Origin of the sequence: Streptomyces mutabilis (assembly GCF_046628145.1) — a bacterium.
Taxonomy (GTDB): Bacteria; Actinomycetota; Actinomycetes; order Streptomycetales; family Streptomycetaceae; genus Streptomyces; species Streptomyces mutabilis.
In genome coordinates this window covers 3,132,501-3,158,419 of sequence record NZ_CP176874.1, presented here as the reverse complement: position 1 = coordinate 3,158,419, position 25,919 = coordinate 3,132,501, and the positions used below count along the sequence as shown (strand labels likewise).

The following is a 25,919-nucleotide window of genomic DNA, read 5'->3' as shown; positions in this document are numbered from 1 at the left end:
AGTTCGGCCGGTCCCGGCAGGAAGCAGAGACGACGGTGACAGAAGCGATCCTCCTGGTCGGCGGCAAGGGCACGCGGCTGCGTCCGCTGACGGTGCACACGCCCAAGCCCATGGTCAGGGCGGCGGGGGTGCCGTTCCTCACGCACCAGCTGGCGCGGGCCAAGGCCGCGGGCGTCGAGCACATCGTCCTCGCGACGAGCTATCTGGCCGAGGTCTTCGAGCCGTACTTCGGCGACGGCTCGGCTTTGGGGCTCCACATCGAGTACGTCACGGAGGAGGAGCCGCTGGGCACCGGCGGCGCCATCCGCAACGTGGCGTCCCGGCTGCACTCCGGTCCCGAGGACCCGGTCCTGATCTTCAACGGCGACATCCTGACGGGCCTGGACATCGGGGCGCTGGTCCGCACGCACGAGACGACGGGCGCGGACGTCTCCCTGCACCTGACGCAGGTGACCGACCCCCGGGCGTACGGGCTGGTCCCGACGGACGACTCGGGGCGGGTGCTGGCCTTCCTGGAGAAGCCCCAGACGCCGGAGGAGATCGTCACCGACCAGATCAACGCGGGCGCGTACGTCTTCCGCCGCTCGGTCATCGACACGATCCCGGCGGGCCGCCCCGTCTCGGTCGAAAGGGAGACCTTCCCGGAACTCCTCGCCACCGGAGCCCACCTCCAGGGCATGGTCGACTCCACGTACTGGCTGGACCTGGGCACGCCGGCGGCCTTCGTGCGCGGCTCGGCCGACCTGGTCCTCGGCCGCGCCCCGTCCCCGGCGATACCGGGTCGCTGCGGCGACCGTCTCGTCCTGCCCACGGCCCGGGTGGCACCCGACGCCAAGCTGGCCGGCGGCACGGTGGTCGGCGAGGGCGCCTTCGTGGCGGAGGGCGCGCGGGTGTTCGGCAGCACGATCCTTCCGGGCGCGGTCATCGAACCCGGCGCGGTGATCACCGACTCCCTCATCGGCACGCGCGCCCGCGTCGGCACCCGCTCGGTCCTCACGGACACGGTCATAGGGGACGGCGCGGTCATCGGCGCCGACAACGAACTCCGCTCCGGCGCCCGCATCTGGTGCGACGCCCACATCCCGCCCGCAGCCCTGCGCTTCTCCTCCGACGCGTAGACCTCCGGCGGACGGACGGGCGGGCTGCCGACGGTACAGCCCCGGGAGCCGCCCTGCCGCCGTAGCTGCGGGCAGCCACGCCCACATAGCTGCGGGCAGTCGTGGCTCCCCAGTGCCTCGACGGCCTGGGAGGTGCCCCCAGGGGCGGCACGGGTGGGCGGTGGCGGCACCTCCCGCTCGAGCGAAGCCGAGAGTGGGGGAGGCACCCCGCAACGTCGGGCCGCGCCACCCACCCCCGGGTGACACGGAGGCGCCGGGCGACGTCGTCCCCGGCCTTCCCCACCCCGGGCACCACGTCACCCCCGCCGCATCACAACCGCTCGATCCCCCGCGGAGCCATCCGCGGCGCCCGCCTCCCCGGCACCCGCCCGCTCAGCAACACCAACCGAGCCGCCCGATGCCGCTGCCCGGCATACGGCTCCAGCAGCCGCAGCATGACGGAGTCGTCCGCGTACCGGTCCCCGCCCAGCGCGAACCCCACGATCCCCGGCAGATGCAGATCCCCCACCGTCACCGCGTCCGGCGCACCGTGACTGCGCTGCACGGTCTCCGCGGACGTCCACGGCCCGATCCCGGACACGACCTCCAGCCGCTCCTGCGCGGCCGCCGGCTCCATCCCGGCCGCCTCCTCGAGCCGCGCGGCGACCCGCACCGCCCGCAGGATCGTCGACGCCCGCTTGTCGTCGACGCCGGCCAGATGCCACTCCCAGGACGGGATCATCGCCCACGTCCGCGCCGTCGGCATGACGTACATCCGCCCGGGCGCGGGCCCCGGCGCCGGCTCCCCGTACTTCCGCACGAGAAGTCGCCACGCCTGGTACGCCTCCAGCGTCGTGACCTTCTGCTCCAGGATCGAGGGGATCAGCGACTCCATCACCAGCCCGGTCCGCGTCAGCCGCAGACCCGGCCGCCGATGCGCCGTGAAGGCCAGCAGCCTGTGCCGCGGCACGAACGCGGACGGGTCGTCGTCGGCGCCCAGCAGCCGCGGCAACTGGTCCAGCAGCCACTCCGCCCCCGGCCCCCAGGCCTCGCCCCGCACCGCCCCGCCGCGCGCGGTGACCCGCAGCGTGCCCGGTCCGGCGGGCGTCCGGCTGGCCCGCCACACCGATCCGTCCGGCATCGTCCGGAACGTCGGATCGCCCGGCCCGCGCCGCAGCGGACCGAGGACCAGCCCCAGCTCCAGCGGCCCGTCCGGCACCCACACGCGCACCTTGCCCGGTGCGGCGGCCTGCCGGGGCACGACCGTCTCCCCGCCGCGCACCGTGGTGCGCGTGGGGCGGGGAGCGAAACGTCCTGCCACTGGTGAGGTCCTCGGGAGGAGGGAGAAGGGAGCCCCTACGAGGGTAGAGGCTCGGCCGGCCGCCTCACCGCACCTCGATGAACGACCCCGCGTCCCGCTCCGGCCGCGCCTTCGGCTCCTCGGCGGGATGACCGACCGCGACCGCGCCCATCGGGTCCCAGTCGTCCGGCAGTCCCAGCACCTCCCGCACGACGTCCCGGCAGAACATCGTCGAGGAGACCCATGCGGAGCCGAGCCGCTCCCCGGCGAGCGCGACGAGCAGGTTCTGCACGCCCGCGCCGGTGGCGACCACGAACATCTCCCGCTCGGCCGAGTCGCGCCGCTCGTCGCCGTAGGTGTGCGAGCCGTCCATGACCAGGCACGGGACGACCAGGTACGGCGCGTTGCGCAGGACGTCGCCGCGCCTGATCCGCTTGGCGATGGATTCCTCGGTCTTGCCGTCCCGCCTGAGGTCGGCGATCCACGCGTCCCGCATCGCGTCCAGCAGGCGGGTGCGGGAGTCGGCCGACTCCAGCAGGACGAAACGCCACGGCGTCGTGTGGTGCGGCGCCGGCGCGGTCACCGCCGCCGCCACCGCGCGGCGCACGGCTTGGGGGTCGACCGGCTCGTCCGTGAAGGCCCGCACCGTACGGCGCTGGGTGACCGCCTGGCGCACCGCCTCGGAGGTGCCCAGCCGGAACATGTCGTCGCGCGCGCCGCGGACCATCGCGCGGGCGCCCTCTCCGTCGTCCTCGGACACCACCTGCGGGAGCCCCCGGACGACCGCCACCGGCAGTCCCGCGGCCTTGCCCTTGACCAGGTCGCCCGCGGCGGCCAGCTCGTCGGCGGTGGCCACGACGGTGGCGCCGAGCGCGTTCCCGTGCGCGTCCGTGCCGCCGCGCAGGTCGTCCAGGACCCGCACGCCGGCGGCACCGATCGCCACGTCCGTGAGACCGGCGCGCCAGGGGCGACCGAAGGTGTCCGTGACGACCACGCCGACGTCGACGCCCAGTGCGTCGCGCAGGCCCTCGCGGACGGCGCGGGCGGAGGCGTCCGGGTCCTCGGGGAGCAGCAGGACCGTGCCGGACGGGGTGTTGGAGGCGTCCACCCCGGCCGCGGCCATGACCAGGCCCTGGCGGTTCTCCACGATGCGCAGCGTGCCGCGCCGGGCCACCACCCGCACCGTCTCCGCGTCGATCGCGGCCTCCCGGTCGTCGGCCTGGACGACGCGGCCCTCGGCCTTGGACACGATCTTGGACGTGACGAGCAGCACGTCTCCGTCGGCGAGGGCGGGCTCGGCCGCCGCGATCAGCTTGGCCAGGTCGTCGCCCGGCGCCACCTCGGGCAGGCCGGGGACGGCCCAGACCCGGTAGCCGGGGGCTGCGTCGGTCATGCCTCGCGCACCTCCTCCGCCAGCGTCAGCGCCTCCCGGGCCATCCGCGCGGTCGCGTCGAGGTCGGTCATCATCAGCGGGACGGCACGGCAGAGGATGCCGGCCGCCTTCACGCGCGTGACGGACTCCGCGTCGACCGTGTCGACCAGCCAGCCGTCGAGCAGTCCCGAGCCGTAGTGCTCGGCGACCGCGGCGGCGGTGGACTCCACGCCGACCGCGGCGAGGACCTTGTCGGCCATCCCGCGCACGGGGGCGTCGCCGACGATCGGGGAGAGGCCGACCACCGGTACGCCGGCGTCGGCGATCGCCTCCCGGATGCCGGGCACGGCGAGGATCGTGCCGACCGAGACGACCGGGTTGGAGGGCGGGAAGAGGATCACGTCCGCCTCCGCGATGGCCTCCAGCACACCGGGCGCCGGCTTGGACTGCTCGGCGCCCACCGGCACGACCGCCTCGGCGGGGACCGACGCCCGCAGCCGCACCCAGTACTCCTGGAAGTGGACCGCCTTGCGCTCGCCGTCGAGCTCGACAGCCACGTGGGTCTCCACGCGGTCGTCGGTCATCGGGATCAGGCGCACCCCGGGCTTCCAGCGGTCGCACAGCGCCTCGGTCACCGCGCTCAGCGGATATCCGGCGGTGATCATCTGCGTCCGCACGATGTGCGTGGCGAAGTCACGGTCGCCCAGGCCGAACCACTCGGGCCCGATGCCGTACGCCGCGAGCTCCTCCTTGAGGTGGAAGGTCTCGTCGGCCCGGCCCCAGCCCTGCTCCTCGTTGATGCCGCCGCCGAGCGTGTACATCACCGTGTCGAGGTCCGGGCAGACCTTCAGCCCGAAGAGGTGGATGTCGTCCCCGGTGTTGCCGATGACCGTGATGTCCGCGTCCGGCGCGGCCTGCTTCAGACCACGCAGGAACCGGGCACCGCCGATGCCGCCTGCCAGAACCACAATGCGCATGGTCCCAGTCTCGCAGGCGGGTACGACAGAGCGTCAGGCAGTCGTCAACGCGCCGGTGTCCGTCCCGCGCGCGGTCGTGGCCGAGCACCGCGCGGAGTGCATGGGCATGTCGGTGAGGGCGGGGAAGTAGACGTGCAGGCTGACCGCCGGCTCCAGCGTGTCGTTGACCACCTCGTGCGCGTGCCCCGGGGCGAACACCTTCTGCGTCCCCGGCCGCAACGCGCGCGTGCCGCGCTCGGTGTGCTCGGTGAGGGTGCCCTCCAGGACGGTCCACACGCCGGAGGAGGGGCCGTGGTCGTGGCGTCCGCTGCCCTGGCCGGGGAGCCAGGACAGGAGCCAGACCTCGTAGCCGGGTCCGGTGCGCAGCCGGTGGTACCAGCGTGTCGTCGCGTCGTACCGGACGAGGTGCCGCCAGGCGGAGGGGTCGGCGGCCAGGGAACGGACCAGGCCGGCGAACTCGGCGACGGTGGCCGGGTGCTCGCGCGGTGCCTGGAGGAGGTGGGGGACTTCGAGGATGTCGCCGGCGATCTGGAGGTCGCTGTCGCTGTTCATGGGTGCGGTGGTTCCTCGGCGGAAGAGTGCGGGGAGGAGCGGGTTGGCGAAGAGCGCCCTGGTGGGGCGGGAAGAGACAGGCGTCCGGGTCGCGTGGACCCGGGAAACGGCCGGAGCGCGGTGGGCTCAACAGCCGGAACAGCAACAACAGCTGCGGCGAACGTGGGCAGCACCGTGGGACCCGGCGGTGCGGGTCGAGGTGAGTGCCAAGTTCGCGAGCATGCCCACAAGGACAGCGGTTCACACCGGCACTGTCAACTCGATGCCCGTTATGTGGGACATGGTTCACCTCATCCGGTTCATCTGGCAGGTGAAAGGTTTGCTCATGCGGCTTCCGGGACACATGGCGCACAAGCCGGGCGCACAACCCCCGTTGCGATCCCGTGATCCGAATGTGATCAGCTTCGCTTCGGCGTGTGTATCGGAACGGGATCGAACGCCTGGACGTCCTTCCTGGTGCGGGCTCTGCGCGGGGTGGGTGCCCTGGCGAGTCTCGTCGGTATGCCGAGGTTTATGCCGATTTGAACACTTTCCGCAGGGCCTTGGTTCCGCAGAGTGAATAAGGGGCCCAATAGCAGATCCCGGCTTGACTCGCCCGGAGCAGCACACTTGTAATTTCACTCGTGTCGTTCAGCCGGAATCGATAACGGCTGGATCACGGGGACGCGAAAGACAGACGAGGGGCGCACATGACCGAGCTGGTGCAGCAACTGCTGGTCGACGACGCGGACGAGGAGCTCGGCTGGCAGGAGCGCGCACTGTGCGCCCAGACCGACCCCGAGTCCTTCTTCCCCGAGAAGGGCGGCTCCACCCGGGAGGCCAAGAAGGTCTGCCTCGCCTGCGAGGTCCGCTCCGAGTGCCTCGAGTACGCCCTTGCCAACGACGAGCGCTTCGGCATCTGGGGCGGCCTGTCCGAGCGGGAGCGCCGTCGGCTGAAGAAGGCCGCCGTCTGACCCGACGGCAGGGACTGCGGGCAGTACCGGAAGGAAGAGCGGGACAGCGGGCCCGGCAGGACCGCCGGAGCGGCGGTGAACTGCGCTGACGGCCCCTCACGGGTGGGTTGTCCACAGGCGGCGGGCCCTCCTTGTGCCCAGCCGATAGTGTGGGCGCTCGTCCGAGACGCCCCGCCACCCCCAACAGGCACGGGCGTCCACCGCAGTCCACCGAACCGGGGCCCGTACCTCGATGTCCGTGCACAGCCACACGGCAGCCCAGCAAGACCTCGCTGCCACACCTGAGTTCCCGCGTCACGTCGTGACCGCGGTCCTCGTCGCCCACGACGGAGCCCGCTGGCTGCCCGACGCGCTCGCCGGGCTGCTCGGCCAGGAGCGCCCCGTCCAGTTCGCCGTCGCCGCCGACACCGGCAGCGCCGACGACTCCGCCCGGCTCGTCACCGATGCCCTCGGCGACGACCACGTGCTCCACCTCGCCCGTCGCACCGGCTTCGGCCAGGCCGTCGAGGAGGCCGTCCGCATCGCGCCCGTCCTCACTCCCGAGGACCTGCCGTACCTGAAGCGGCCCAGCGGCTGGGACCCCGTCACGCGCACCTGGCGCGACGACGCCTACGACATGCCGGAACTTCCCCACGGAGAACCGGTGCAGTGGCTGTGGCTGCTGCACGACGACTGCGCCCCCGAGCCCGACGCCCTGGCCCAGCTGCTGCGCGTCGTGGACAACGAGTACGAACTCGGGCGTGACGACGTCGCCGTCGTCGGCCCCAAGCTCCGCGGCTGGTACGACCGCCGGCAGCTGCTGGAGGTCGGCGTCTCCATCGCCAACTCCGGCCGCCGCTGGACCGGCCTGGACCGCCGCGAACAGGATCAGGGTCAGCACGACCACGTGCGGTCCGTCCTGTCGGTCTCCTCCGCCGGCATGCTGATCCGGCGTGACGTCTTCGAACGGCTCGGCGGGTTCGACCGCCGGCTGCCGCTGATGCGCGACGACGTCGACCTGTGCTGGCGCGCGAACGCCGCCGGAATGCGCGTCCTCGTCGCCCCCGAGGCGGTCGTGCGCCACGCCGAGGCGGCCTCCCGCGAGCGCCGCACCGTCGACTGCGCCGGCCGCACCACCGCCTCCCCGCACAAGGTGGACAAGGCGGGCGCCGTCCACACCCTCCTCGTCAACACCCGCACCGCCGCGCTGCCCTGGGTGCTGCTGCGCATCGTCCTCGGCACCCTGCTGCGGACCCTCGCCTACCTCGTCGGCAAGGTTCCCGGCCAGGCCCTCGACGAGATCCGCGGCCTGCTGGGCGTCCTGCTGCGACCCGAGCGCATCCTCGCCGCCCGGCGCGAACGCGGGCGCCCGCAGGTCGATAAGGACGAACTGCGCCCCCTGTTCCCGCCGCCCGGCGCGACCATCCGCGTCACCGTCGAACAGGTCGCCGGCAACCTCGTCGGCGCCTCCGACGCCGAGGCGGCCGCGGGCGCCGGACGGCACGGCGGCGCCATCGAGTCCGGGCCGGGCGGCGACGACGCCGACTTCCTCGAGGTCGAGCAGTTCTCCCGCCTCAAGCGGGTCGCCCGCAAGCCCGGGCCGGTGCTCTTCCTGCTGCTGCTTTTCGTCTCCCTGTTCGCCTGCCGCGCCCTGTTCGGCGGCGGTGCCCTGGCGGGCGGCGCGCTGCTGCCCGCCCCGGCCGGCGCCGGCGAGCTGTGGTCGCGGTACGCGGACGCGTGGCACACCGTGGGCACCGGCGGCACCGCCTCCGCGCCGCCCTACCTCGCGATCGTCGCCGTACTCGCCTCGGTGCTGCTCGGCTCCACCGGGCTCGCGGTCACCCTGCTGCTGGTCTGCTCGGTGCCCCTGGCCGGTGCCACCGCGTACTTCGCCTCCCGCCCGCTCGTCCCCTCCCGGCTGCTGCGCGCGTGGGCGGCCGTCGCCTACGCCTTCCTGCCCGCCGCCACCGGCGCCCTCGCCGGCGGACGCATCGGCACCGCCGTCCTCGCCGTGCTCCTCCCGCTCATCGCCCGCGCGGGCGCCGCGGCGGCCGGCCTGACGGGCTCCTCCGCCGCTCGCGGCAGCTGGCGCGCCACCTGGGCGTACGCCCTGCTGCTGACGATCACCACCGCCTTCACGCCCGTCGTGTGGCCCATCGCGCTGCTCCTCGGGGCCGGCGTCCTGGTGCTGCGCCGCGGCGACGTCACGGCGTACGGACTGCGCTTCCTCGCCCAGCTCGGCACCCCCCTGCTGCTCCTCGCGCCCTGGTCCCTGTCGCTGCTGCCGTTCGGCTTCTTCGACGAAGCGGGCCTCGACCACGGCACCTCGGCCGCCTCCGCCCTCGACCTGCTCGGCGCGAGCCCCGGCGGCCCGGGCACCGTCGGCGGGCTGGTCCTCATCGGCATCGTGCTGGCCGCACTCGCCGCCCTGCTGCGCTCGGAACGGCAACTGGGCATCCGCACGGCCTGGGCCGTCGCCCTGGTCGCCCTGGTCTTCGCGGTCCTCTCCAACCGCTCCGCCTGGGCCGGACCCGCCACCCTCGTCTACGGCATCGCCCTCCTGGCCGCCGCGACCCTCGGCGCCGACGGGGCACGCTCGCGCGTGGCCGAGCAGAGCTTCGGCTGGCGCCAGCCGGTCGCCGCGCTGATCGCCCTCGCCTCGGCCGTCGGCCCGCTGATCGCCGCCGCCGGCTGGATGATCGGGGGCGCCGACGGCCCCCTGGAGCGACGCGACCCCGTCCAGGTGCCGGCGTTCGTCGCCGAGGAGAGCCACACCCGCGACCAGGCCCGCACCCTCGTCCTCGACAGCGACTCCGCTGCCCACGTGAGCTACATGCTGGTCCGCGGTTCCGGCGCCCGACTCGGCGACGGTGAACTGGCCGCCGGTGACGGCGGGAACAGCCGCCTCGACAAGATCGTCGCCAACCTGGTGGCCGGCTCCGGCGCCGACCAGGCCGACCAGCTCGGCGGCTTCGCCGTGCGTTACGTCCTCGTCCACAAGGGCGCGCCCCGCGAGGTCACCCGCGTCCTGGACGCCACGCCAGGTCTGAGCCGGCTCAGCCAGCAGGACGGCAGCGGGCTGTGGCGAGTGGACCAGGAAGTGGCGCGCGCGACCATCGTGTCCGGCGCGGGTGCCGAGGACGGCGCCGACGGCGGTGACGGTGAGCCGCAGCCCGTGGCGGCCGGCCCCGTCGAGATCCACACCGAGGTCCCGTCCGGCTCCGAGGGCCGCGTGCTGCGCCTCGCCGACACCGCCGCCGAGGGCTGGACGGCCACCCTGGACGGCAAGCCGCTCACCCGCACCACGGTCGACGGCTGGGCCCAGGGCTTCGAACTCCCCGCCGCGGGCGGGAAGCTGGACGTCACCTACGACGCCCCCTTCACCCACACCGTCTGGCTGTGGGCCCAGGGCCTCCTCGCCGTCGTCCTGGTCGTCCTCGCCCTGCCCGGCAGGCGCCGTGACGTCGACGACGACCTGCCCGAGGAGCCGCTCGTCCCGGAGCCGGCCGTCGAGGGCGAAGGACGCCGGGCCCGGCGACTGAGGGCCCAGGCCGAGGCGGAGGCGGCGGCCGAGACCGACGCGGTGACCGGGGCGGCGGACGAAGAAGGCGCCGTCACGCCCTTGCAGGCCCCGGTGCCCGTCCCGCAGCAGCAGAGCTACGGCGACTGGGACCAGGAGGCGTACGCCCCAGCCGAGTACGACTCCTACGGCGCGTACGGCGGCGAGCAGCACCAAGGCGCCCCGCAGCACTACGACGCGGGCGCCTACGGACAGCAGCAGTACCAAGGGGACCCGTACCAGGCGAACGCCTACCAGGGCGGCCAGGACGGCCAGGGCGGTGGATTCGAGACGGGCCAGTACGACCCGTACGCCGCCTACGGCGATCCGTCCGACCCGTCCCGGGCCGGCGCGTACGACCCCGCCTACGGCCAGGCGTACGGCCAGGGCGGGTACGACGCGTCGTACGACCCCTCCCAGCCCCGACACCCCCACGGCACCGGCAGTGAGCGTCCCGACGGGAGCCAGCAGTGAAGCGCACCACCCTGTCCCTGTTCGCGGGCGCCACGGCGCTCGCCGCCGTCACCGGATTCGCGGCCGTCTCGGCACCCGGCGACTCCGGCGCGGTCACCACCGAGCCGGCCGCCACACTGCCCGTGGAGCGCACCGGCCTGCTCTGCCCGGCGCCCAGCAACTCCGACCTCGCCGAGACGTCATACACCTCCTTCACGCCCGTCACCAAGGGCGCCGACGAGAAGGGCACGGCCGCACTCGAGGCGGCGACGGCCGAGTCGGAGGGCGAGAAGGACGACAAGGGGGAGGAGAAGGACGACAAGGGGGAGAAGTCCGGGGACAAGACCGGCGAGCCCGTCGTACAGCCCAAGGAGCCCGGCACGCCTGCCACCGGCAAGACCTCCGGCGGCGACGCGCCCGCGCTGATCGGCACCGCCGCCGGAAGCCACGCCCCCGGCTGGACCGTTCAGCAGACCACCGAGGTCGCCGCCGGGACGGGCCGCGGACTGCTGGGCCTCAACTGCACGGCACCGGACACGGAGTTCTGGTTCCCGGGCGCCAGCACGGCGGCCGGCCGTACCGACTACGTGCACCTCACGAACCCCGACGACTCCGCGGCCGTCGTCGACATCGAGCTCTACGGCAAGGACGGCACCCTGAAGTCCACGGTGGGGGAGGGCATCACCGTCCCGCCGAACTCCAGCGAGTCCCTCCTGCTGTCCACGCTCAGCGACGTGGAGGAGACCGACGTGACCGTGCACGTCGGCGTGCGCAGCGGCCGGCTCGGGGCCGCGGTCCAGGCCCTGGACGACAAGACCGGCGGCGACTGGCTGACCGCCGCCGCGGATCCGGCGAGCGATCTGGTGCTGCCGGGCATCCCCAAGGACGCCACATCCGTACGCCTGGTGCTGTTCACGCCCGGTGGCAGCGACGCCGACCTGAAGGTGCGGCTCGCCTCGCCGTCCGGGCTGATCACTCCCGCCGGGCACGAGACGGTGCACGTCAAGGCGGGCATGACGACCGGCGTCGACCTCGGCGAGATCACGCGCGGCGAGGCGGGGTCGCTCGTGCTGACGCCGACGAGCGGTGCGGTGCCGGTCGTGGCCGCGGTCCGGGTGGTCCGGGGCAAGGGCGGCGAGCAGGAGTCGGCGTTCATCCCGGCCTCCGACCCGGTCGCCGCCCGCGCGACGTCCGCGGACAACCGGGCCAAGAGCACGACGCTGTCCGTCGCCGCGCCGGACCGGACCGCGAAGGTCAAGGTCACGGCGTCGGCGGGCACCGAGGGCGGGACGACGGCGACCAAGACGTTCACGATCAAGGGCGGGACGACCCAGAACGTCGAGGCACCGGTCCCGGCCGGACTCGAGGGCACCTACGCCCTGACGGTCGAGACGGTCTCGGGCGGCCCGGTGTACGCCTCCCGCACCCTGACCGGCGAGGACGACGACGTGGCGTCCTTCACGGTCCAGACCCTGCCGGACGACCGGGGCATGGTCTCGGTACCGAAGGCGGAGGAGGACCTGTCGGTCCTCCAGAAGTAGGCGAACCCTCACACAGCCACAGCCACAGCGATCCGCCGTCCCGCCGTGGCTGCGCCACCCGCCCCCGCGGGCCGAAGGCCCCGCTCAATCCTCCCCGTACCGCGGATCCACCGTCTCCGGCGTGAGCCCCAGCAGATCCGCCACCTGCTCCACGACGACCTCGTGCACCAGCGCCGCCCGCTCGTCCCGCCCCTTGGTCCGGATCTCGACCGGTCGCCGGTACACGACGACCCGTCCGCGCCGCCCGTCCCGCGAGGGCACCGCCCCGCCGAGCGGCACGGCCTCGTCGCTCCACGCGTCCGCGGCCCCACCGCCGTCCAGGCGCGGCACGTCGAGGACGAGGAAGTCGATGTCGGCGAGCTGCGGCCACCGCCGTTCCAGGCGCTCCACGGAGTCCTGTACGAGGTCCGCGAACACCTCGCCGCGGCTCGCGGCGAGCGGTACCTGAGGGGGCGCGATCGGGCCGCGCATGCCCCGGCCGTGGCGATCACGGCGGCGGGGCCCTGGTCGGTCGGCGTCACGGGGCGTCACGGGGTTGTCCATCACTGGTGAAGGGTAGTCCTCGCCGGTTCGGCGTGCGGGACCGCACACGCACACCGGGGCGCGCCGTGGCCCACCGCGCGGTCTTCCGCAGCGAGTGTCGCCGAATGACCATTCCAGCCAAGCTTGGGCTCGATTCCGTATCTCTCCGCGACCGCCGAACTCAAGGCAAATGTCACTGTTCGCATCGTTTAGTGACCGCTCATGAACCCGTCCGGTATCCCGTACCAGGTCGTCCGTGCAGGTCAATGAGGGGCGCCCGGAGGGGCATGTGTGCCGTTTCACACCACGACACGGTGGTGTGACCTGGTGGAGAGTCGTCGCGGCCCGCTCAAGAGTGCGGTACCGTCCAACATCGTGAGCCCTGTACGTCGCTGTTCGCGCACCGCCTGCGGCCGTCCCGCCGTCGCGACGCTGACGTACGTCTACGCCGACTCGACCGCGGTCCTCGGCCCGCTCGCCACCTACGCCGAACCCCACTGCTACGACCTGTGCGCCGAGCACTCCGAGCGCCTCACCGCGCCGCGCGGCTGGGAGGTCGTCCGGCTCCTCGACGGCTCGGCCCCGGCCCGCCCCAGCGGTGACGACCTGGAGGCGCTCGCCAACGCGGTCCGCGAGGCGGCCCGTCCCCAGGAGCGGGCGGCGGAGGCCGGCGGCGGTCGCCGCACGGCCGACCCGATGGAGGTCGCTCGCCGCGGCCACCTGCGCGTCCTGCGCTCGCCGGACAACTGACCTACCCCCGGTCCCCTCCGCGCCGAACCGTTGCTGCAGATCCGTTTACTGCACACCCATTGACGCGACCTTGTCGCGGACACGACCATTCCGGGAGCCGCGAGAAATCGCTTTCGCATGGCGGAATCCGGGGAGGCGCCCGTGTACGTCCAGGAACTGGAACCCGTCGCCGGCTCGCTCGGCCTGTCGGCGCTGGTGGCGGCCCTGCCCCTGGTGATCGTCCTCGTCCTGCTGGGCGGCGTCCGCATGAAGGCGCACCTGGCGGGCCTCACCGGCCTCCTGGCGGCCGTGCTCGTCGCCTGGCTCGCCTACGGCATGCCACTGGACCAGACGGCCTCCAGCGCCGTACAGGGCGCCGTGTTCGGCATCTTCCCCATCCTGTGGATCGTCGTGAACGCCCTGTGGGTCTACCGGATGACCGTCCGCACCCGGCACTTCGACATCCTGCGCCGCTCCTTCGGGCGGTTGTCCGACGACCCGCGCATCCAGGCCCTGGTCGTCGCCTTCTGCTTCGGCGCCCTCCTGGAGGCCCTCGCCGGGTTCGGGGCTCCCGTCGCCATCTGCTCCGTCATGCTCGTCGCGCTCGGCTTCGACCCCGTGCGAGCGGCGGTCGTCGCGCTCGTCGCCAACACCGCCCCGGTCGCCTTCGGCGCGATGGGCACTCCCGTGGTGACACTGGCCCAGGTCACCGGGCTGCCCTTGGACGACGTCGCCTCCGTGGTGGGCCGGCAGACGCCGCTGCTGGCCCTCGTCGTGCCGCTGCTGCTGGTCGCCCTCGTGGACGGACGGCGCGGGCTGCGCGAGACCTGGGTGCCCGCGCTGGCCTGCGGCGTGGCCTTCGCCGTCGCCCAGTTCGTCGCCGCCAACTACGTCTCCGCCCAGCTCGCCGACATCGGCGCCGCGCTCCTGGGGGCCGGCGCCCTGGTCGCCGTGCCGCAGGCCCGCCGGCCCGCGGCCGAGCCCGTACGCGCGGCCGTCCTCACCGGCGTACGCAGCGAGGAACTGGACGAGCGGGACCCGCGCCGGGAGATCGTGCGCGCCTACGCGCCCTACGCGCTGATCGTCGCCGTCTTCTCCGTCGCGCAGATCCCGGCGGTCAAGGACTGGCTGGCGAAGGCGACCCAGACGTACGACTGGCCGTTCCTGGACGTCGCCGACCCCGAGGGGAATCCGGTCGGCGGCAACGTCTTCTCCCTGCCGGTCGTCTCCACCGGCGGCACGCTCGTGCTGTTCGCCGGCCTCGCCACGGCCGTCGTCCTCGGCGTGCACGCGCGCGTGGCGGTCAGGGAGTGGCTCGCGACCGTGCACGAGCTGCGGTTCGCGATCCTCACCGTGACCTCCGTACTGGCCCTCGCCTATGTCATGAACCTCTCCGGGCAGGCCGCCACCATCGGTCACTTCGTCGCGGCGGCCGGTGCCGGACTCGCCTTCCTGTCGCCGGTGCTGGGCTGGTTCGGTGTCGCCGTCTCCGGCTCCGACACCTCCGCCAACGCGCTCTTCGGCGCCCTCCAGGTGACCGCCGCGCGGGAGTCGGGCCTGTCCCCGGAGCTGCTCGCCGCCGCGAACAGTTCGGGCGGTGTCCTCGGCAAGATGATCTCCCCGCAGAACCTCACCATCGCCTGCGCGGCCGTCGGCCTCGCGGGCCGGGAAGGGGACCTGCTGCGCAAGGTGCTGCCGTGGAGCCTCGGCCTGCTTCTGGTCATGTGCCTGATCGTGGTCGGACAGTCCACGCCGGTTCTGGGCTGGATGCTGCCCTGACCTCGCCCTGCCTCTGCCCCGATCTTGCCCTGCCCCTGTCCCCGACCTTGCCCTGACCTTCGGGAACCGCCCGGCGCCCGGTCGGTGGTTGCGGGTAGTTTGTGGGCACTGACAGGACTTTCAGGAAGGTTGGCCGTGGCTGCTGATCTGTCGCAGATCGTGAAGGCGTACGACGTACGCGGTGTGGTCCCGGACCAGTGGGACGAGTCGCTGGCCGAGCTGTTCGGCGCGGCCTTCGTCGAGCTGACCGGCGCGGGCGCCGTCGTGGTCGGCCACGACATGCGGCCCTCCTCGCCCGGCCTGTCCGGCGCCTTCGCGCGCGGGGCGGCGGCCCGCGGCGCCGACGTCACCGAGATCGGCCTGTGCTCCACCGACCAGCTCTACTACGCGTCCGGCGCGCTGGACCTGCCGGGTGCCATGTTCACGGCCTCGCACAACCCGGCGCAGTACAACGGCATCAAGCTCTGCCGCGCGGGCGCCGCACCCGTCGGCCAGGACACCGGCCTCGCCGAGATCCGCACGCTCGTCGAGCGCTGGAGCGAGACCGGCGCCCCGGAGCCGGCCGCCCGCCCCGGCACGGTCACCCGCCGCGACACCCTCGCCGACTACGCCGCCCACCTGCGCTCCCTCGTCGACCTCACCGCCATCCGCCCCCTGAAGGTGGTCGTCGACGCGGGCAACGGCATGGGCGGCCACACCGTCCCCTCCGTCTTCGCCGGACTGCCCCTCGACCTCGTGCCGATGTACTTCGAGCTGGACGGCACCTTCCCCAACCACGAGGCCAACCCGCTCGACCCGGCCAACCTCGTCGACCTCCAGAAGCGCGTCCGCGAGGAGGGCGCCGACCTCGGCCTCGCCTTCGACGGCGACGCCGACCGCTGCTTCGTCGTCGACCAGAACGGCGACCCGGTCTCCCCGTCCGCGGTGACCGCCCTCGTGGCCGCCCGCGAGCTCGCCCGCAACGGCGGCAAGGGCACCGTCATCCACAACCTGATCACCTCCTGGTCGGTGCCGGAGGTGGTGCGGGAGAACGGCGGCACGCCCGAACGCACACGCGTGGGCCACTCCTTCATCAAGGCCGAGATGGCCAGGACCGGCGCCATCTTCGGCGGCGAGCACTCCGCGCACTACTACTTCCGCGACTTCTGGAACGCCGACACGGGCATGCTGGCCGCCCTCCACGTCCTCGCCGCCCTCGGCGGCCAGCCGGGCACCCTGTCCGCCCTGGTCGCCCAGTACGACCGCTACGCGGGCTCCGGCGAGATCAACTCCACCGTCGCCGACCAGACCGACCGCCTCGCCGCGATCAGGGCCGCCTACGAGGGCCGCGACGACGTCACCCTGGACGACCTCGACGGCCTCACCGTGACGTCGGCCGACTGGTGGTTCAACGTCCGCCCGTCCAACACCGAGCCCCTGCTCCGCCTGAACGCGGAGGCTCGCGACGAGGCGACGATGACGAAGGTGCGCGACGAGGCCCTGGCCATCATCCGCGCCTGACACCCCAACCGCCCTGCCGCCGTAGCTGCGGGCAGTCGTGCCTCCCCCAGTGCCTGAACGGCCTGGGAGGTACCCCCAGGGCGGCACGGGTGGGCGGTGGGGGTCCCCCCGCTCGAGCGAAGCCGAGAGTGGGGGAGGCACCCCGCAGCGCCGGGCAGCGCGCCCCCCGGCCCGCACCGACGCCCGGGCACCCCGCAGCGCCGGGCCGCCGCCCCACCCGGCCCCACCCACGCCGGTGCCCGCCCAGCCCGCTCCGTACCCACGCACCCGCCCCCACACCGGCGGTACCCTGACCAGCACATCCACACAAGCCCAACCGCCCCCGAAGGGAACCCCCATGCCGCTCGAAGCCGGCCTCCTGGAGATCCTCGCCTGCCCGGCCTGCCACGCCCCCCTCAAGGAGCAGGACGCCGAGCTGATCTGCACCGGCCAGGACTGCGGCCTGGCGTACCCGGTGCGCGACGGCATCCCCGTCCTCCTCGTCGACGAGGCCCGCCGCCCCGAGTAGCCGGACGGTCCGCCGCCATCCCGCCGCGCACCCCGACGAACGCTCCCGGCGATCGGAGACAGCCGCCATGCTCGACGAAACGCTCCTCGACTCCCCGGAGCGCCTCACGGACGCCGACCGCCGCGGCCTCCTGCGCGGCGCCGCCGAGGCCGGTGCCCGCGTACGCACCGCCGCCCGGCACGCCGCCGAGGCCGGCGTCGGCAACCTCAAGCCGGACGGCCGCCCCCGCGCCGTCCTCATCGCCGGACCCGGCGCCGCCGCCACCCACGCCGCCGACCTCCTCGGCACCCTCGCGGGCGCCGGCAGCCCCGTCACCCGCCTCGCCCCCACCGGCGTCGCCCCCGCCGCGGGTGCCCTGCGCTGGGAACTGCCCGGCTGGACCGGCTCCGTCGACCTCCTGCTCATCGCCACCCCCGACGGCACCGAGCCGGGCCTCGCCCTCCTCGCCGAACAGGCCTACCGCCGGGGCTGCACGGTCGTAGCCGTAGCCCCCGCCCGCTCCCCGCTCAGCGAGTCGGTGAGCGCCTCGCACGGCCTGTTCATCCCCATGGCGACCGCGCCCTACGACCACGACGAACCCCTCGCCGGCGCCGCCCCCGGCGTGCTGTGGGCGCTGCTCACCCCGCTCCTCGCGCTGCTCGACCGCACCGGCCTGCTCGAAGCGCCCCCCGAAGCCGTCGAGAAGGTCGCCGACCGACTCGACCGCATCGCCGAGCGCTGCGGTCCGGCCATCGTGACCTACAGCAACCCCGCCAAGACCCTGGCCGCCGAGCTGGCCGACTCCCTCCCGGTCATCTGGACCGAGGGCACCTCCGCCGGACCGGCCGGCCGCCGCTTCGCCGCCGCGTTGGCCGAGCTGTCCGGCACCCCCGCCGTCGTGTCCGAACTCCCCGAGGCGCTCGACGCGCACAGCACCCTGCTCGCCGGCCGGCTCGCCGCCGGCGCCGACCCCGACGACTTCTTCCGCGACCGCGTCGAGGAGACACCGGCCCTGCACGCGCGCGTGGTGCTCCTGCGCGACCGCCCCATCGGCGGCCTCACCGCCGCCCCCGCCGCCCGTGACCTGGCCCTCGGCCACGACACGCCGATCAGCGAGCTGGAACCCGAAGCGGGCGGCGAACTGGAGACCCTCGCCGAACTGATCGCCATCACGGATTTCGCCGCCGTTTACCTGGCGCTCGCCTCGGGCGCCTGATCTCGTACGCACCACCGCGTACACCCCCGTACGCCCAGGACACGCACCGGCAGAGAGAGCCCATGGACCGCCTCGACAACACCGTCCGCCCCTACGCCTGGGGCTCCACCACCGCGATCCCGGCCCTGCTCGGGACCGAGCCGACCGGCGAACCGCAGGCGGAGATGTGGATGGGCGCCCACCCCGGCGCCCCCTCCCGCACCGACCGGGGCACCCTCGCCGACGTCGTCGACGCCGACCCCGAGAAGGAACTGGGCGCCGCCTCCACGGCCAAGTTCGGCCCCCGGCTGCCCTTCCTCCTCAAGCTCCTCGCCGCCGGCGCCCCGCTCTCCCTCCAGGTCCACCCCGACCTGGCGCAGGCCCGGGCCGGCTACGAGGACGAGGAGCGCCGCGGCGTCCCCCTGGACGCCCCGCACCGCAACTACAAGGACGCCAACCACAAGCCCGAACTGATCTGCGCCCTCACCGAGTTCGACGGCCTGTGCGGCTTCCGCCCGCCCGCCGAGACCGCCGACCTCCTCGACGGCCTGGGCATCGCCTCCCTCAAGCCCTACGTCGACCTGCTGCGCGCCCATCCCGAGGACGCCGCCCTGCGCGAGGTCCTCACCGCGATCCTCACCGCCGACCCCGAGGAGATGTCCCGCACCGTCGCCGAGACCGCGGCCGCCTGCGACCGCCTCGGCGGCCCCTACGCGCCCTACGCCGACATCGCCCACCACTACCCGGGCGACCCCGGCGTCCTCGCCGCCATGCTCCTCAACCACGTCCGGCTCCAGCCCGGTGAGGCCCTCTACCTCGGCGCCGGCATCCCGCACGCCTACCTCGACGGCCTCGGCGTCGAGATCATGGCCAATTCCGACAACGTCCTGCGCTGCGGCCTCACCCCCAAGCACGTCGACGTCCCCGAACTGCTGCGCATCGTCCGCTTCGAGGCCGGCGACCCCGGCGTCCTGCGCCCGGAGGCGTCCCCCGACGGCGAAGAGGTCTACGACACCCCGATCGACGAGTTCCGTCTGTCCCGGTACGTCCTCCCCGAGGGCGCCGCCACCCACGACCTCACCCTGCCCACCCCGCAGATCCTGCTCTGCACGGCGGGCACCGTACAGGCGGGCGAACACGAACTGCTGCCCGGCCGTTCCGTCTTCGTCCCGGCAGGTGAAAAGGCCGACGTGTCCGGAACCGGCACGCTCTTCCGGGCGACCGTGCGCCTCTGACACGGGGTCCGTTGCGTGTCTGAGGAGCGCTCGACGGGGCATCCGGCACGTCGAGGCCCGCGCGGGCTGCAACAATGGCGCACCGCAAAGGTGGGGCAAAGCCGATCACCGGCCGCGCCCCCACCGGCGTACGGACGCAGACGAAGCAGATGAAGGCGAAGGGACAACGCGACACATGAGCGCGTCAGGCGGGACCAAGGCGATCGTGGCGGCACTGCTCGCCAACCTCTCGATCGCGGTAGCGAAATTCGTGGCCTTCGTCTTCAGCGGGTCGTCGTCGATGCTCGCGGAATCCGTGCACTCCCTCGCCGACTCCGGCAATCAGGGACTGCTGCTCCTCGGCGGCAAGCGCGCCCAGCGCGCCGCCACCCCGCAACACCCCTTCGGTTACGGCCGAGAGCGCTACATCTACGCCTTCCTCGTCTCCATCGTCCTCTTCTCGGTGGGCGGCATGTTCGCCCTCTACGAGGGCTACGAGAAGATCAAGCACCCGCACGAGATCGAGCACTGGTACTGGCCGGTGGGCGTCCTGGTCTTCGCGATCATCGCCGAGACCTTCTCCTTCCGGACCGCCATCAAGGAGTCCAACGCCCTGCGCGGGAAGAAGTCCTGGAAGGAGTTCGTCCGCCACGCCAAGGCCCCCGAGCTGCCGGTCGTCCTCCTGGAGGACCTCGGCGCCCTCGTCGGCCTGATCCTCGCCCTCGGCGGCGTCGGCATGGCCCTGCTCACCGGTGACGGCGTCTGGGACGGCATCGGCACCCTCTGCATCGGCGTGCTGCTCATCCTCATCGCGCTGGTCCTGGCCGCCGAGACCAAGTCCCTGCTGCTCGGCGAGGCCGCGGGCACCGAGGCCGTCCAGCAGATCGAGGCGGCGATCGTCGCGGGCGACACCGTCACCGGTGTCATCCACATGCGCACGCTCCACATCGGCCCCGAGGAACTGCTCGTCGCCGCCAAGATCGCCGTCCGTCACGACGGCACGGCCACCGAGATCGCCGCCGCCATCGACGCCGCCGAATCCCGCATCCGCGAGGCCGTCCCGATCGCCCGCGTCATCTACCTGGAACCGGACATCTACAGCGAGACCGAGGCCGCCAAGGGCCCGGACCGCGAGGCCACCCCCGGCGGCCCGAGCACGCCCCCCGCCGCCCACTGACCTCGCGCCTCCCGCACCACCGGGCCCGCCGATCCACTCGGCGGGCCCGTCGGCTTTCCTCCCCAGCACAGTCCCGTCACCCTTCGTGAACGTCCTGAAGTGTTCGGAGGCGGACTGGGGACGGCGGGCGCCACCGGTGTAGCTTGGGACGGAGCCAGACGTCGCTGCTGATGGCGGTCGGGCGGTCCGGACACGGGCCGGCCGAGGGAGAGAGGGCCTCCGACGGACTGCGCTGCGCGTACGCGGGCATGCCTGTGTCCTCTTCTGGGCACCCCTGTGTCCGCCGCCGCGCAGGTCAGCCGTACCCACCTCGACCCAACCCCGAGGAGCAGCTCGCAATGACGACTGTCGACAACCGACAGGACTTCAAGGTCGCCGACCTCTCCCTGGCCGCCTTCGGCCGCAAGGAGATCACCCTCGCCGAGCACGAGATGCCCGGCCTGATGGCGATCCGCAAGGAATACGCCGAGGCCCAGCCCCTCGCCGGCGCCCGCATCACCGGCTCCCTGCACATGACCGTGCAGACCGCCGTGCTCATCGAGACCCTGGTCGCCCTCGGCGCCGAGGTCCGCTGGGCCTCCTGCAACATCTTCTCCACCCAGGACCACGCCGCGGCCGCCATCGCCGTCGGCCCGAACGGCACGCCCGACAACCCGCAGGGCGTCCCGGTCTTCGCCTGGAAGGGCGAGACGCTCGAGGAGTACTGGTGGTGCACGGAGCAGGCCCTGACCTGGCCGAACACCCCCACCGGCGGCCCGAACATGATCCTGGACGACGGCGGTGACGCCACCCTCCTGGTCCACAAGGGCGTCGAGTACGAGAAGGACGGCAAGGTCCCCTCGGTCGACACCGCCGAGTCCGACGAGCACCGCGTCATCCTCGAACTCCTCACCCGCACGGTAAGCGAGAGCCCGCAGAAGTGGACCCAGCTGGCGTCCGAGATCCGCGGCGTGACCGAGGAGACCACGACCGGCGTCCACCGCCTGTACGAGATGCATCGCGACGGCACCCTGCTGTTCCCGGCGATCAACGTCAACGACGCGGTGACGAAGTCGAAGTTCGACAACAAGTACGGCTGCCGCCACTCCCTGATCGACGGCATCAACCGCGCCACCGACGTCCTCATCGGCGGCAAGACCGCGGTCGTCTGCGGCTACGGCGACGTGGGCAAGGGCTGCGCGGAGTCGCTGCGCGGCCAGGGCGCCCGCGTGATCGTCACCGAGATCGACCCGATCTGCGCGCTGCAGGCGGCGATGGACGGCTACCAGGTCACGACGCTGGACGAGGTCGTCGACAAGGCCGACATCTTCGTCACCACGACGGGCAACAAGGACATCATCATGGCCTCGGACATGGCCAAGATGAAGCACCAGGCGATCATCGGCAACATCGGCCACTTCGACAACGAGATCGACATGGCCGGCCTCGCCAAGATCCCCGGCATCGTCAAGGACGAGGTCAAGCCGCAGGTCCACACCTGGACCTTCCCCGACGGCAAGGTCCTCATCGTGCTGTCCGAGGGCCGCCTGCTGAACCTGGGCAACGCGACCGGCCACCCGTCGTTCGTGATGTCCAACTCCTTCGCGGACCAGACCCTGGCCCAGATCGAGCTGTTCACCAAGCCCGACGAGTACCCGACCGACGTCTACGTGCTGCCCAAGCACCTGGACGAGAAGGTCGCCCGCCTCCACCTCGACGCCCTCGGCGTCAAGCTGACCACGCTCCGTCCGGAGCAGGCCGAGTACATCGGCGTCAAGGTCGAGGGCCCGTACAAGGCGGACCACTACCGCTACTGAGCCCTACCGAGCCCCGACGGCACCTCCGAGACAGGCCCCCGCACCCCCGTGCCGGGGGCCTGCCCCGTTGGCGCCTCAGCGGCCGGACCAGCAGCCCGTCACCACTCAGGACCTCCATGCCCCGCGGCCGATATTCGCTCCACGATCCGCACGACCACACCCCCCTCGCGGAAGAACACTTCCAGTGCGCCCCCGGCCCCTCCGGCTGGCGCTACGTATCCCGGCTGACCACGCCCACCGGCGACCACCACGGCTCCGTCGATCTCGCCCTGGACGAACTCGGCCGCCCCATCCGCCTCGAACTCCACGCCGCGGACTGGCAGGTCCGGGGCGCCGCCATCGACGGCGTCACCTGGGTCCGTACCGACCCCACCGGAGTCCACGCCACCGAAGGCAATGCGCGCGCCCACGCCTTCACCGGCACCTCCCCGGCCTTCCTCGTCGCCGTCACCCGTCTCCTGCGCCTCACCCCCTCCGCCGCGGCCACCCGCGTACGCCTCGTCGCCCTCACGGATCCGGTCCTCGCCCCCCGCACCGTGGACCAGTCCTGGGCCCTGGTGAACAGAGAAGCACACGCCACTGACAACGGCCCCCTCACCGTGGACGAATACCAGGTCACAGCCCTGGACACGGGAGAGCAGCACGCCGTGCACATCGCCGGTGACGTCGTACTCGCGGCCCCCGGCATCGAGTTGGAGGACCTGGAGTCGCCGCCGACCGTCTTCCCGTGAGCCCCTCGGACGCCACCGCTGCGGCACCACCCGAAGACACCCGCACCGCCCACTACGCCGGTGGCACGAACCCCGTACCGGACCGACCGTCCGAAGCCGTGTCCCGCGACGCCTCGGGCCCGGCCGGCCGCGAAGGAGCGCTCGGCGGCGCCGCGGGAGGCGCTGCCGTCGGCGGAACCGGCGGCGTCATCGGGTAGGCGGCCGACGGGGCAGAAGCCGCGGGCTCCGTCACCGGCGGTCCCCCGGCCGCGGGCGCACCCCCGACCGGCTGCGCACTCCCGAAGGTCCGCCGGGCCTCCCGAGCCTGCCGCTCGTGCATCATCGCCGCCAGATACGCGGCCGGCGGTACCTCCCGCGGCGCCGGAGCCCCCGTCCGGGCCGCCACGTCCGCCGCGAGCCGCTCCGCCATCGCCCAGCCGACCCGGGGATCCAGCTGCCCCATGCGCGTCAGGTACTGACGCACGGCAAGCCACAGATCGTCGGGCACCGCGGACAGGTCGAGCCCCGAGAACCGCCCGGCCAGCCAGGGCGGAGGCGGCGGCATGAAGCCCACCGCCGGAACCGGAACCCGCTCCCGAACGACCAGGGTCCCCGCGAAAACGTCCCCGAGCCGCCGTCCCCGCGCCGACACCAGCGAAGCGATACAGGCGACGACACCGAACGTCATGAGGATCTCGATCACCCCGATCAGGCCCCGCACCAGCGCGTGCCGGAACCGGATCGGCCCGCCGTCGTCCCGCACCACCCTGAGCCCGCAGGCCATCTTCCCTAGCGACCGCCCGTGGCTGAGCGTCTCCACCGCGATCGGCCCGCCCACCAGGACGAGGACGAAGGCCGCGATCGACAGCGCGGTCTGCGCCGCCACGTCCAGGGATGCGGTGGAAGCCACCAGCACGATGGTCACCGCCACATAGACGGCCACCGCCACCGCCAGGTCGAGCAGGACGGCCAGCGCCCTGCTGGGCAGCCTGGCGGGACGCAGCTCCAGCGCCACCGCCTCGCCCGTCACCAGCTCACTCACGCCTGCCGCCCTTCCCCTGACCGCCCCCGTCCCCGCCAGTCTGCCAAGCTGAGGACGCGCCACGCCGCAGTACGACAAGCTGATCCACGACGAGCCGCCGACGATAGCCGAGGAGCAGGCACACCGATGGACCTCGACGTCTTCGTCTCCGCCCACCGCGCGGAGTGGGACCGCCTCGACGCCCTGCTCCGGCGCCGGCGTCGACTGACCGGCGCCGAGACCGACGAACTCGTCGCCCTCTACCAGCGCACCGCCACCCACCTGTCCCTCATCCAGTCCAGCGTCCCGGACCCGCAGCTGACCGGCCGGCTCAGCCAACTGGTGGCCCGCGCGCGCAGTGCCGTGACCGGCACCCGGCGGGCCTCCTGGCGCGACGTCACCCGCTTCCTCACCCAGCAGTTCCCGGCCGCCGTCTACCGGGCCCGTCACTGGTGGGTCCCCACCGCTCTCCTGTCGACCGCCGTCGCGGCGCTCCTGGGCTGGTGGATCGGCACGCACCCGGAAGTGCAGTCAACGATCGCGGCCCCCAGCGAACTGCGCGAACTCACCCGCCCCGGTGGCCAGTACGAGACGTACTACTCGAGCCACCCCGCGGCCTCCTTCGCCGCACAGGTCTGGACGAACAACGCCTGGGCGGCCGCGCTCTGCCTGATCCTGGGCGTCTTCCTGGGCCTGCCGGTCATCTGGATCCTGTTCCAGAACATGCTCAACCTCGGCATCGGCTTCGGCCTCATGTCGTCGGCCGGCCGTCTCGACACCTTCCTGGGGCTCGTTCTCCCGCACGGCCTGCTCGAACTGACCGCGGTCTTCGTGGCCGCCGGCACCGGCCTCCGCCTCGGCTGGACGCTCATCGACCCCGGCCCCCGGACCCGACGCGCCGCACTGGCGGAGGAGGGCCGGGCCGCCATCGGCATGGCGATCGGACTCGCCCTGGTCCTGTTCGTCTCCGGCGCCATCGAAGGTTTCGTCACTCCCTCCGGCCTGCCGACCTGGGCCCGCATCACCATCGGAGTCGTCGCCGAGCTGGCGTTCCTCGCCTACGTCTATGTCGTGGGCGGACGTGCCGCGCGGGCCGGCGACACGGGCGACGTCGAGGCGTTCGAGCGCAGCGCCACCGTGCCCACGGCCGCCTGATGTGCATCCGGACCCAGTGAGCTGCTACTGTCCTCTTCGTTCCCGCAAGAGCCGTTGACACGGAGCGAGCGGGGAGGTAGATTCGAACAGTTGCCTGTAGAGGGGTTCGCCCCCGCAGAGGGCAACGGTGAGAAACTATCGGCTTCCTCCGGATCACAGAATCCGGCGAAGCACTCTCCCGATGAATCGGAAATGAACGGCCGGTCAGACCGGCTCCGAACTTCTGATAAAGTCGGAACCGCCGGAAAGGGAAACGCGAAAGCGAGAACCTGGAAAGCACCGAGGAAATCGGATCGGAAAGATCTGATAGAGTCGGAAACGCAAGACCGAAGGGAAGCGCCCGGAGGAAAGCCCGAGAGGGTGAGTACAAAGGAAGCGACCGTTCCTTGAGAACTCAACAGCGTGCCAAAAGTCAACGCCAGATATGTTGATACCCCGACCTGATCGGTTCGATCGGGTTGAGGTTCCTTTGAAAAACACAGCGAGGACGCTGTGAACGTCGGGACTATTCCTCCCGGCGTTCCGCTCTCGTGTGTGTGCACCGGATTACCGGTAAACATTCACGGAGAGTTTGATCCTGGCTCAGGACGAACGCTGGCGGCGTGCTTAACACATGCAAGTCGAACGATGAACCACCTTCGGGTGGGGATTAGTGGCGAACGGGTGAGTAACACGTGGGCAATCTGCCCTGCACTCTGGGACAAGCCCTGGAAACGGGGTCTAATACCGGATACTGACCCTCGCAGGCATCTGCGAGGTTCGAAAGCTCCGGCGGTGCAGGATGAGCCCGCGGCCTATCAGCTAGTTGGTGAGGTAATGGCTCACCAAGGCGACGACGGGTAGCCGGCCTG

At 72.6% G+C, this 25,919-nt stretch carries 20 protein-coding genes and 1 rRNA gene (1 of these 21 only partly in view); 15 read left to right on the top strand and 6 right to left on the bottom strand.

Annotated features, from left to right (window positions below; all coding sequences use genetic code 11):
* Positions 1-35 precede the first annotated feature (35 nt).
* Positions 36-1,118 carry a nucleotidyltransferase family protein gene (locus ACLIN4_RS13970; RefSeq protein WP_100048688.1) on the top strand — a complete coding sequence of 361 codons (1,083 nt, stop codon included), beginning with the start codon at positions 36-38 and terminating at the stop codon, positions 1,116-1,118.
* Positions 1,119-1,428: 310 nt separating this feature from the next.
* On the opposite strand, the gene ACLIN4_RS13965 is transcribed toward ACLIN4_RS13970, so the two are convergent.
* From ACLIN4_RS13965 to ACLIN4_RS13950, 4 genes are all read right to left on the bottom strand, one after another.
* On the bottom strand, positions 1,429-2,418 hold the full coding sequence (locus ACLIN4_RS13965) for a DNA-3-methyladenine glycosylase family protein (protein WP_289908965.1): 990 nt from the start codon (positions 2,416-2,418) through the stop codon (positions 1,429-1,431).
* 64 nt (positions 2,419-2,482) lie between these two features.
* The gene (locus ACLIN4_RS13960; protein WP_107479539.1) at positions 2,483-3,790 is read right to left on the bottom strand and encodes a coenzyme F420-0:L-glutamate ligase; all 1,308 of its coding nucleotides are present in this window, start codon (positions 3,788-3,790) and stop codon (positions 2,483-2,485) included.
* The gene (cofD, locus tag ACLIN4_RS13955) at positions 3,787-4,746 is read right to left on the bottom strand and encodes a 2-phospho-L-lactate transferase (protein ID WP_100049688.1); all 960 of its coding nucleotides are present in this window, start codon (positions 4,744-4,746) and stop codon (positions 3,787-3,789) included. Before cofD ends, ACLIN4_RS13960 begins: the two co-directional genes overlap by 4 nt.
* Before the next feature lie 33 nt (positions 4,747-4,779).
* A complete protein-coding gene (locus tag ACLIN4_RS13950; protein WP_411575835.1) occupies positions 4,780-5,298 on the bottom strand; it encodes a cysteine dioxygenase in 519 nt (172 codons plus the stop codon).
* 689 nt (positions 5,299-5,987) lie between these two features.
* Here ACLIN4_RS13950 and ACLIN4_RS13945 point away from each other — a divergent pair.
* From ACLIN4_RS13945 to ACLIN4_RS13935, 3 genes are all read left to right on the top strand, one after another.
* Complete coding sequence (locus ACLIN4_RS13945) at positions 5,988-6,251, top strand: WhiB family transcriptional regulator (protein ID WP_003975777.1); 264 nt, start codon at positions 5,988-5,990, stop codon at positions 6,249-6,251.
* 232 nt (positions 6,252-6,483) lie between these two features.
* On the top strand, positions 6,484-10,263 hold the full coding sequence (locus ACLIN4_RS13940; RefSeq protein ID WP_411575834.1) for a glycosyltransferase: 3,780 nt from the start codon (positions 6,484-6,486) through the stop codon (positions 10,261-10,263).
* The gene (locus ACLIN4_RS13935) at positions 10,260-11,783 is read left to right on the top strand and encodes a DUF5719 family protein (protein ID WP_411575833.1); all 1,524 of its coding nucleotides are present in this window, start codon (positions 10,260-10,262) and stop codon (positions 11,781-11,783) included. The genes ACLIN4_RS13940 and ACLIN4_RS13935 overlap by 4 nt, the downstream gene beginning before the upstream one ends.
* Positions 11,784-11,867: 84 nt before the next feature.
* Here the strand turns inward: ACLIN4_RS13935 and ACLIN4_RS13930 are convergent, their stop codons facing one another.
* Complete coding sequence (locus tag ACLIN4_RS13930; protein ID WP_043377019.1) at positions 11,868-12,254, bottom strand: metallopeptidase family protein; 387 nt, start codon at positions 12,252-12,254, stop codon at positions 11,868-11,870.
* A 378-nt stretch (positions 12,255-12,632) separates the two neighbouring features.
* Here ACLIN4_RS13930 and ACLIN4_RS13925 point away from each other — a divergent pair, with 378 nt between their 5' ends.
* From ACLIN4_RS13925 to ACLIN4_RS13885, 9 genes are all read left to right on the top strand, one after another.
* Positions 12,633-13,055, top strand: a complete 423-nt coding sequence (locus ACLIN4_RS13925) for a DUF3499 domain-containing protein (RefSeq protein ID WP_043372338.1) — start codon at positions 12,633-12,635, stop codon at positions 13,053-13,055.
* A 141-nt stretch (positions 13,056-13,196) separates the two neighbouring features.
* On the top strand, positions 13,197-14,813 hold the full coding sequence (locus tag ACLIN4_RS13920) for an L-lactate permease (protein ID WP_290012637.1): 1,617 nt from the start codon (positions 13,197-13,199) through the stop codon (positions 14,811-14,813).
* A gap of 135 nt (positions 14,814-14,948) precedes the next feature.
* On the top strand, positions 14,949-16,313 hold the full coding sequence (locus ACLIN4_RS13915; RefSeq protein ID WP_107479536.1) for a phosphomannomutase/phosphoglucomutase: 1,365 nt from the start codon (positions 14,949-14,951) through the stop codon (positions 16,311-16,313).
* A 337-nt stretch (positions 16,314-16,650) separates the two neighbouring features.
* Positions 16,651-16,821 (top strand): Trm112 family protein, encoded by a 171-nt coding sequence (locus ACLIN4_RS13910; RefSeq protein ID WP_007450268.1) that lies wholly within the window; start codon positions 16,651-16,653, stop codon positions 16,819-16,821.
* A gap of 67 nt (positions 16,822-16,888) precedes the next feature.
* Positions 16,889-18,016: an SIS domain-containing protein gene (locus ACLIN4_RS13905; RefSeq protein ID WP_289908968.1), complete on the top strand. Its 1,128-nt coding sequence runs from the start codon at positions 16,889-16,891 to the stop codon at positions 18,014-18,016.
* Positions 18,017-18,078: 62 nt separating this feature from the next.
* Positions 18,079-19,230, top strand: a complete 1,152-nt coding sequence (gene manA / locus ACLIN4_RS13900) for a mannose-6-phosphate isomerase, class I (RefSeq protein ID WP_411575832.1) — start codon at positions 18,079-18,081, stop codon at positions 19,228-19,230.
* Between the two features lie 175 nt (positions 19,231-19,405).
* On the top strand, positions 19,406-20,386 hold the full coding sequence (locus tag ACLIN4_RS13895) for a cation diffusion facilitator family transporter (RefSeq protein WP_269957665.1): 981 nt from the start codon (positions 19,406-19,408) through the stop codon (positions 20,384-20,386).
* 338 nt (positions 20,387-20,724) lie between these two features.
* Complete coding sequence (ahcY, locus tag ACLIN4_RS13890; protein WP_100049659.1) at positions 20,725-22,182, top strand: adenosylhomocysteinase; 1,458 nt, start codon at positions 20,725-20,727, stop codon at positions 22,180-22,182.
* A 116-nt stretch (positions 22,183-22,298) separates the two neighbouring features.
* A complete protein-coding gene (locus ACLIN4_RS13885; protein ID WP_107480145.1) occupies positions 22,299-22,913 on the top strand; it encodes a hypothetical protein in 615 nt (204 codons plus the stop codon).
* Positions 22,914-22,965: 52 nt separating this feature from the next.
* Here ACLIN4_RS13885 and ACLIN4_RS13880 read toward each other — a convergent pair whose 3' ends face one another.
* The gene (locus ACLIN4_RS13880; RefSeq protein WP_382024002.1) at positions 22,966-23,934 is read right to left on the bottom strand and encodes an RDD family protein; all 969 of its coding nucleotides are present in this window, start codon (positions 23,932-23,934) and stop codon (positions 22,966-22,968) included.
* Between the two features lie 126 nt (positions 23,935-24,060).
* Between ACLIN4_RS13880 and ACLIN4_RS13875 the strand changes: the two genes are divergently transcribed.
* Positions 24,061-25,068, top strand: a complete 1,008-nt coding sequence (locus tag ACLIN4_RS13875; protein ID WP_411575831.1) for a stage II sporulation protein M — start codon at positions 24,061-24,063, stop codon at positions 25,066-25,068.
* A 559-nt stretch (positions 25,069-25,627) separates the two neighbouring features.
* Positions 25,628-25,919 (top strand): 16S ribosomal RNA (locus ACLIN4_RS13870); it runs 1,236 nt beyond the window's last position.

What these genes read in the sequence shown, in the direction of transcription:
- ACLIN4_RS13960 (WP_107479539.1), bottom strand. Translation starts at nt 3,790, where the DNA reads ATGACCGACGCAGCCCCCGGCTACCGGGTCTGGGCCGTCCCCGGCCTG.
- cofD (WP_100049688.1), bottom strand. Translation starts at nt 4,746, where the DNA reads ATGCGCATTGTGGTTCTGGCAGGCGGCATCGGCGGTGCCCGGTTCCTG.
- ACLIN4_RS13950 (WP_411575835.1), bottom strand. Translation starts at nt 5,298, where the DNA reads ATGAACAGCGACAGCGACCTCCAGATCGCCGGCGACATCCTCGAAGTC.
- ACLIN4_RS13945 (WP_003975777.1), top strand. Translation starts at nt 5,988, where the DNA reads ATGACCGAGCTGGTGCAGCAACTGCTGGTCGACGACGCGGACGAGGAG.
- ACLIN4_RS13940 (WP_411575834.1), top strand. Translation starts at nt 6,484, where the DNA reads ATGTCCGTGCACAGCCACACGGCAGCCCAGCAAGACCTCGCTGCCACA.
- ACLIN4_RS13930 (WP_043377019.1), bottom strand. Translation starts at nt 12,254, where the DNA reads ATGCGCGGCCCGATCGCGCCCCCTCAGGTACCGCTCGCCGCGAGCCGC.
- ACLIN4_RS13910 (WP_007450268.1), top strand. Translation starts at nt 16,651, where the DNA reads ATGCCGCTCGAAGCCGGCCTCCTGGAGATCCTCGCCTGCCCGGCCTGC.
- ACLIN4_RS13905 (WP_289908968.1), top strand. Translation starts at nt 16,889, where the DNA reads ATGCTCGACGAAACGCTCCTCGACTCCCCGGAGCGCCTCACGGACGCC.
- manA (WP_411575832.1), top strand. Translation starts at nt 18,079, where the DNA reads ATGGACCGCCTCGACAACACCGTCCGCCCCTACGCCTGGGGCTCCACC.
- ACLIN4_RS13895 (WP_269957665.1), top strand. Translation starts at nt 19,406, where the DNA reads ATGAGCGCGTCAGGCGGGACCAAGGCGATCGTGGCGGCACTGCTCGCC.
- ahcY (WP_100049659.1), top strand. Translation starts at nt 20,725, where the DNA reads ATGACGACTGTCGACAACCGACAGGACTTCAAGGTCGCCGACCTCTCC.
- ACLIN4_RS13885 (WP_107480145.1), top strand. Translation starts at nt 22,299, where the DNA reads ATGCCCCGCGGCCGATATTCGCTCCACGATCCGCACGACCACACCCCC.
- ACLIN4_RS13875 (WP_411575831.1), top strand. Translation starts at nt 24,061, where the DNA reads ATGGACCTCGACGTCTTCGTCTCCGCCCACCGCGCGGAGTGGGACCGC.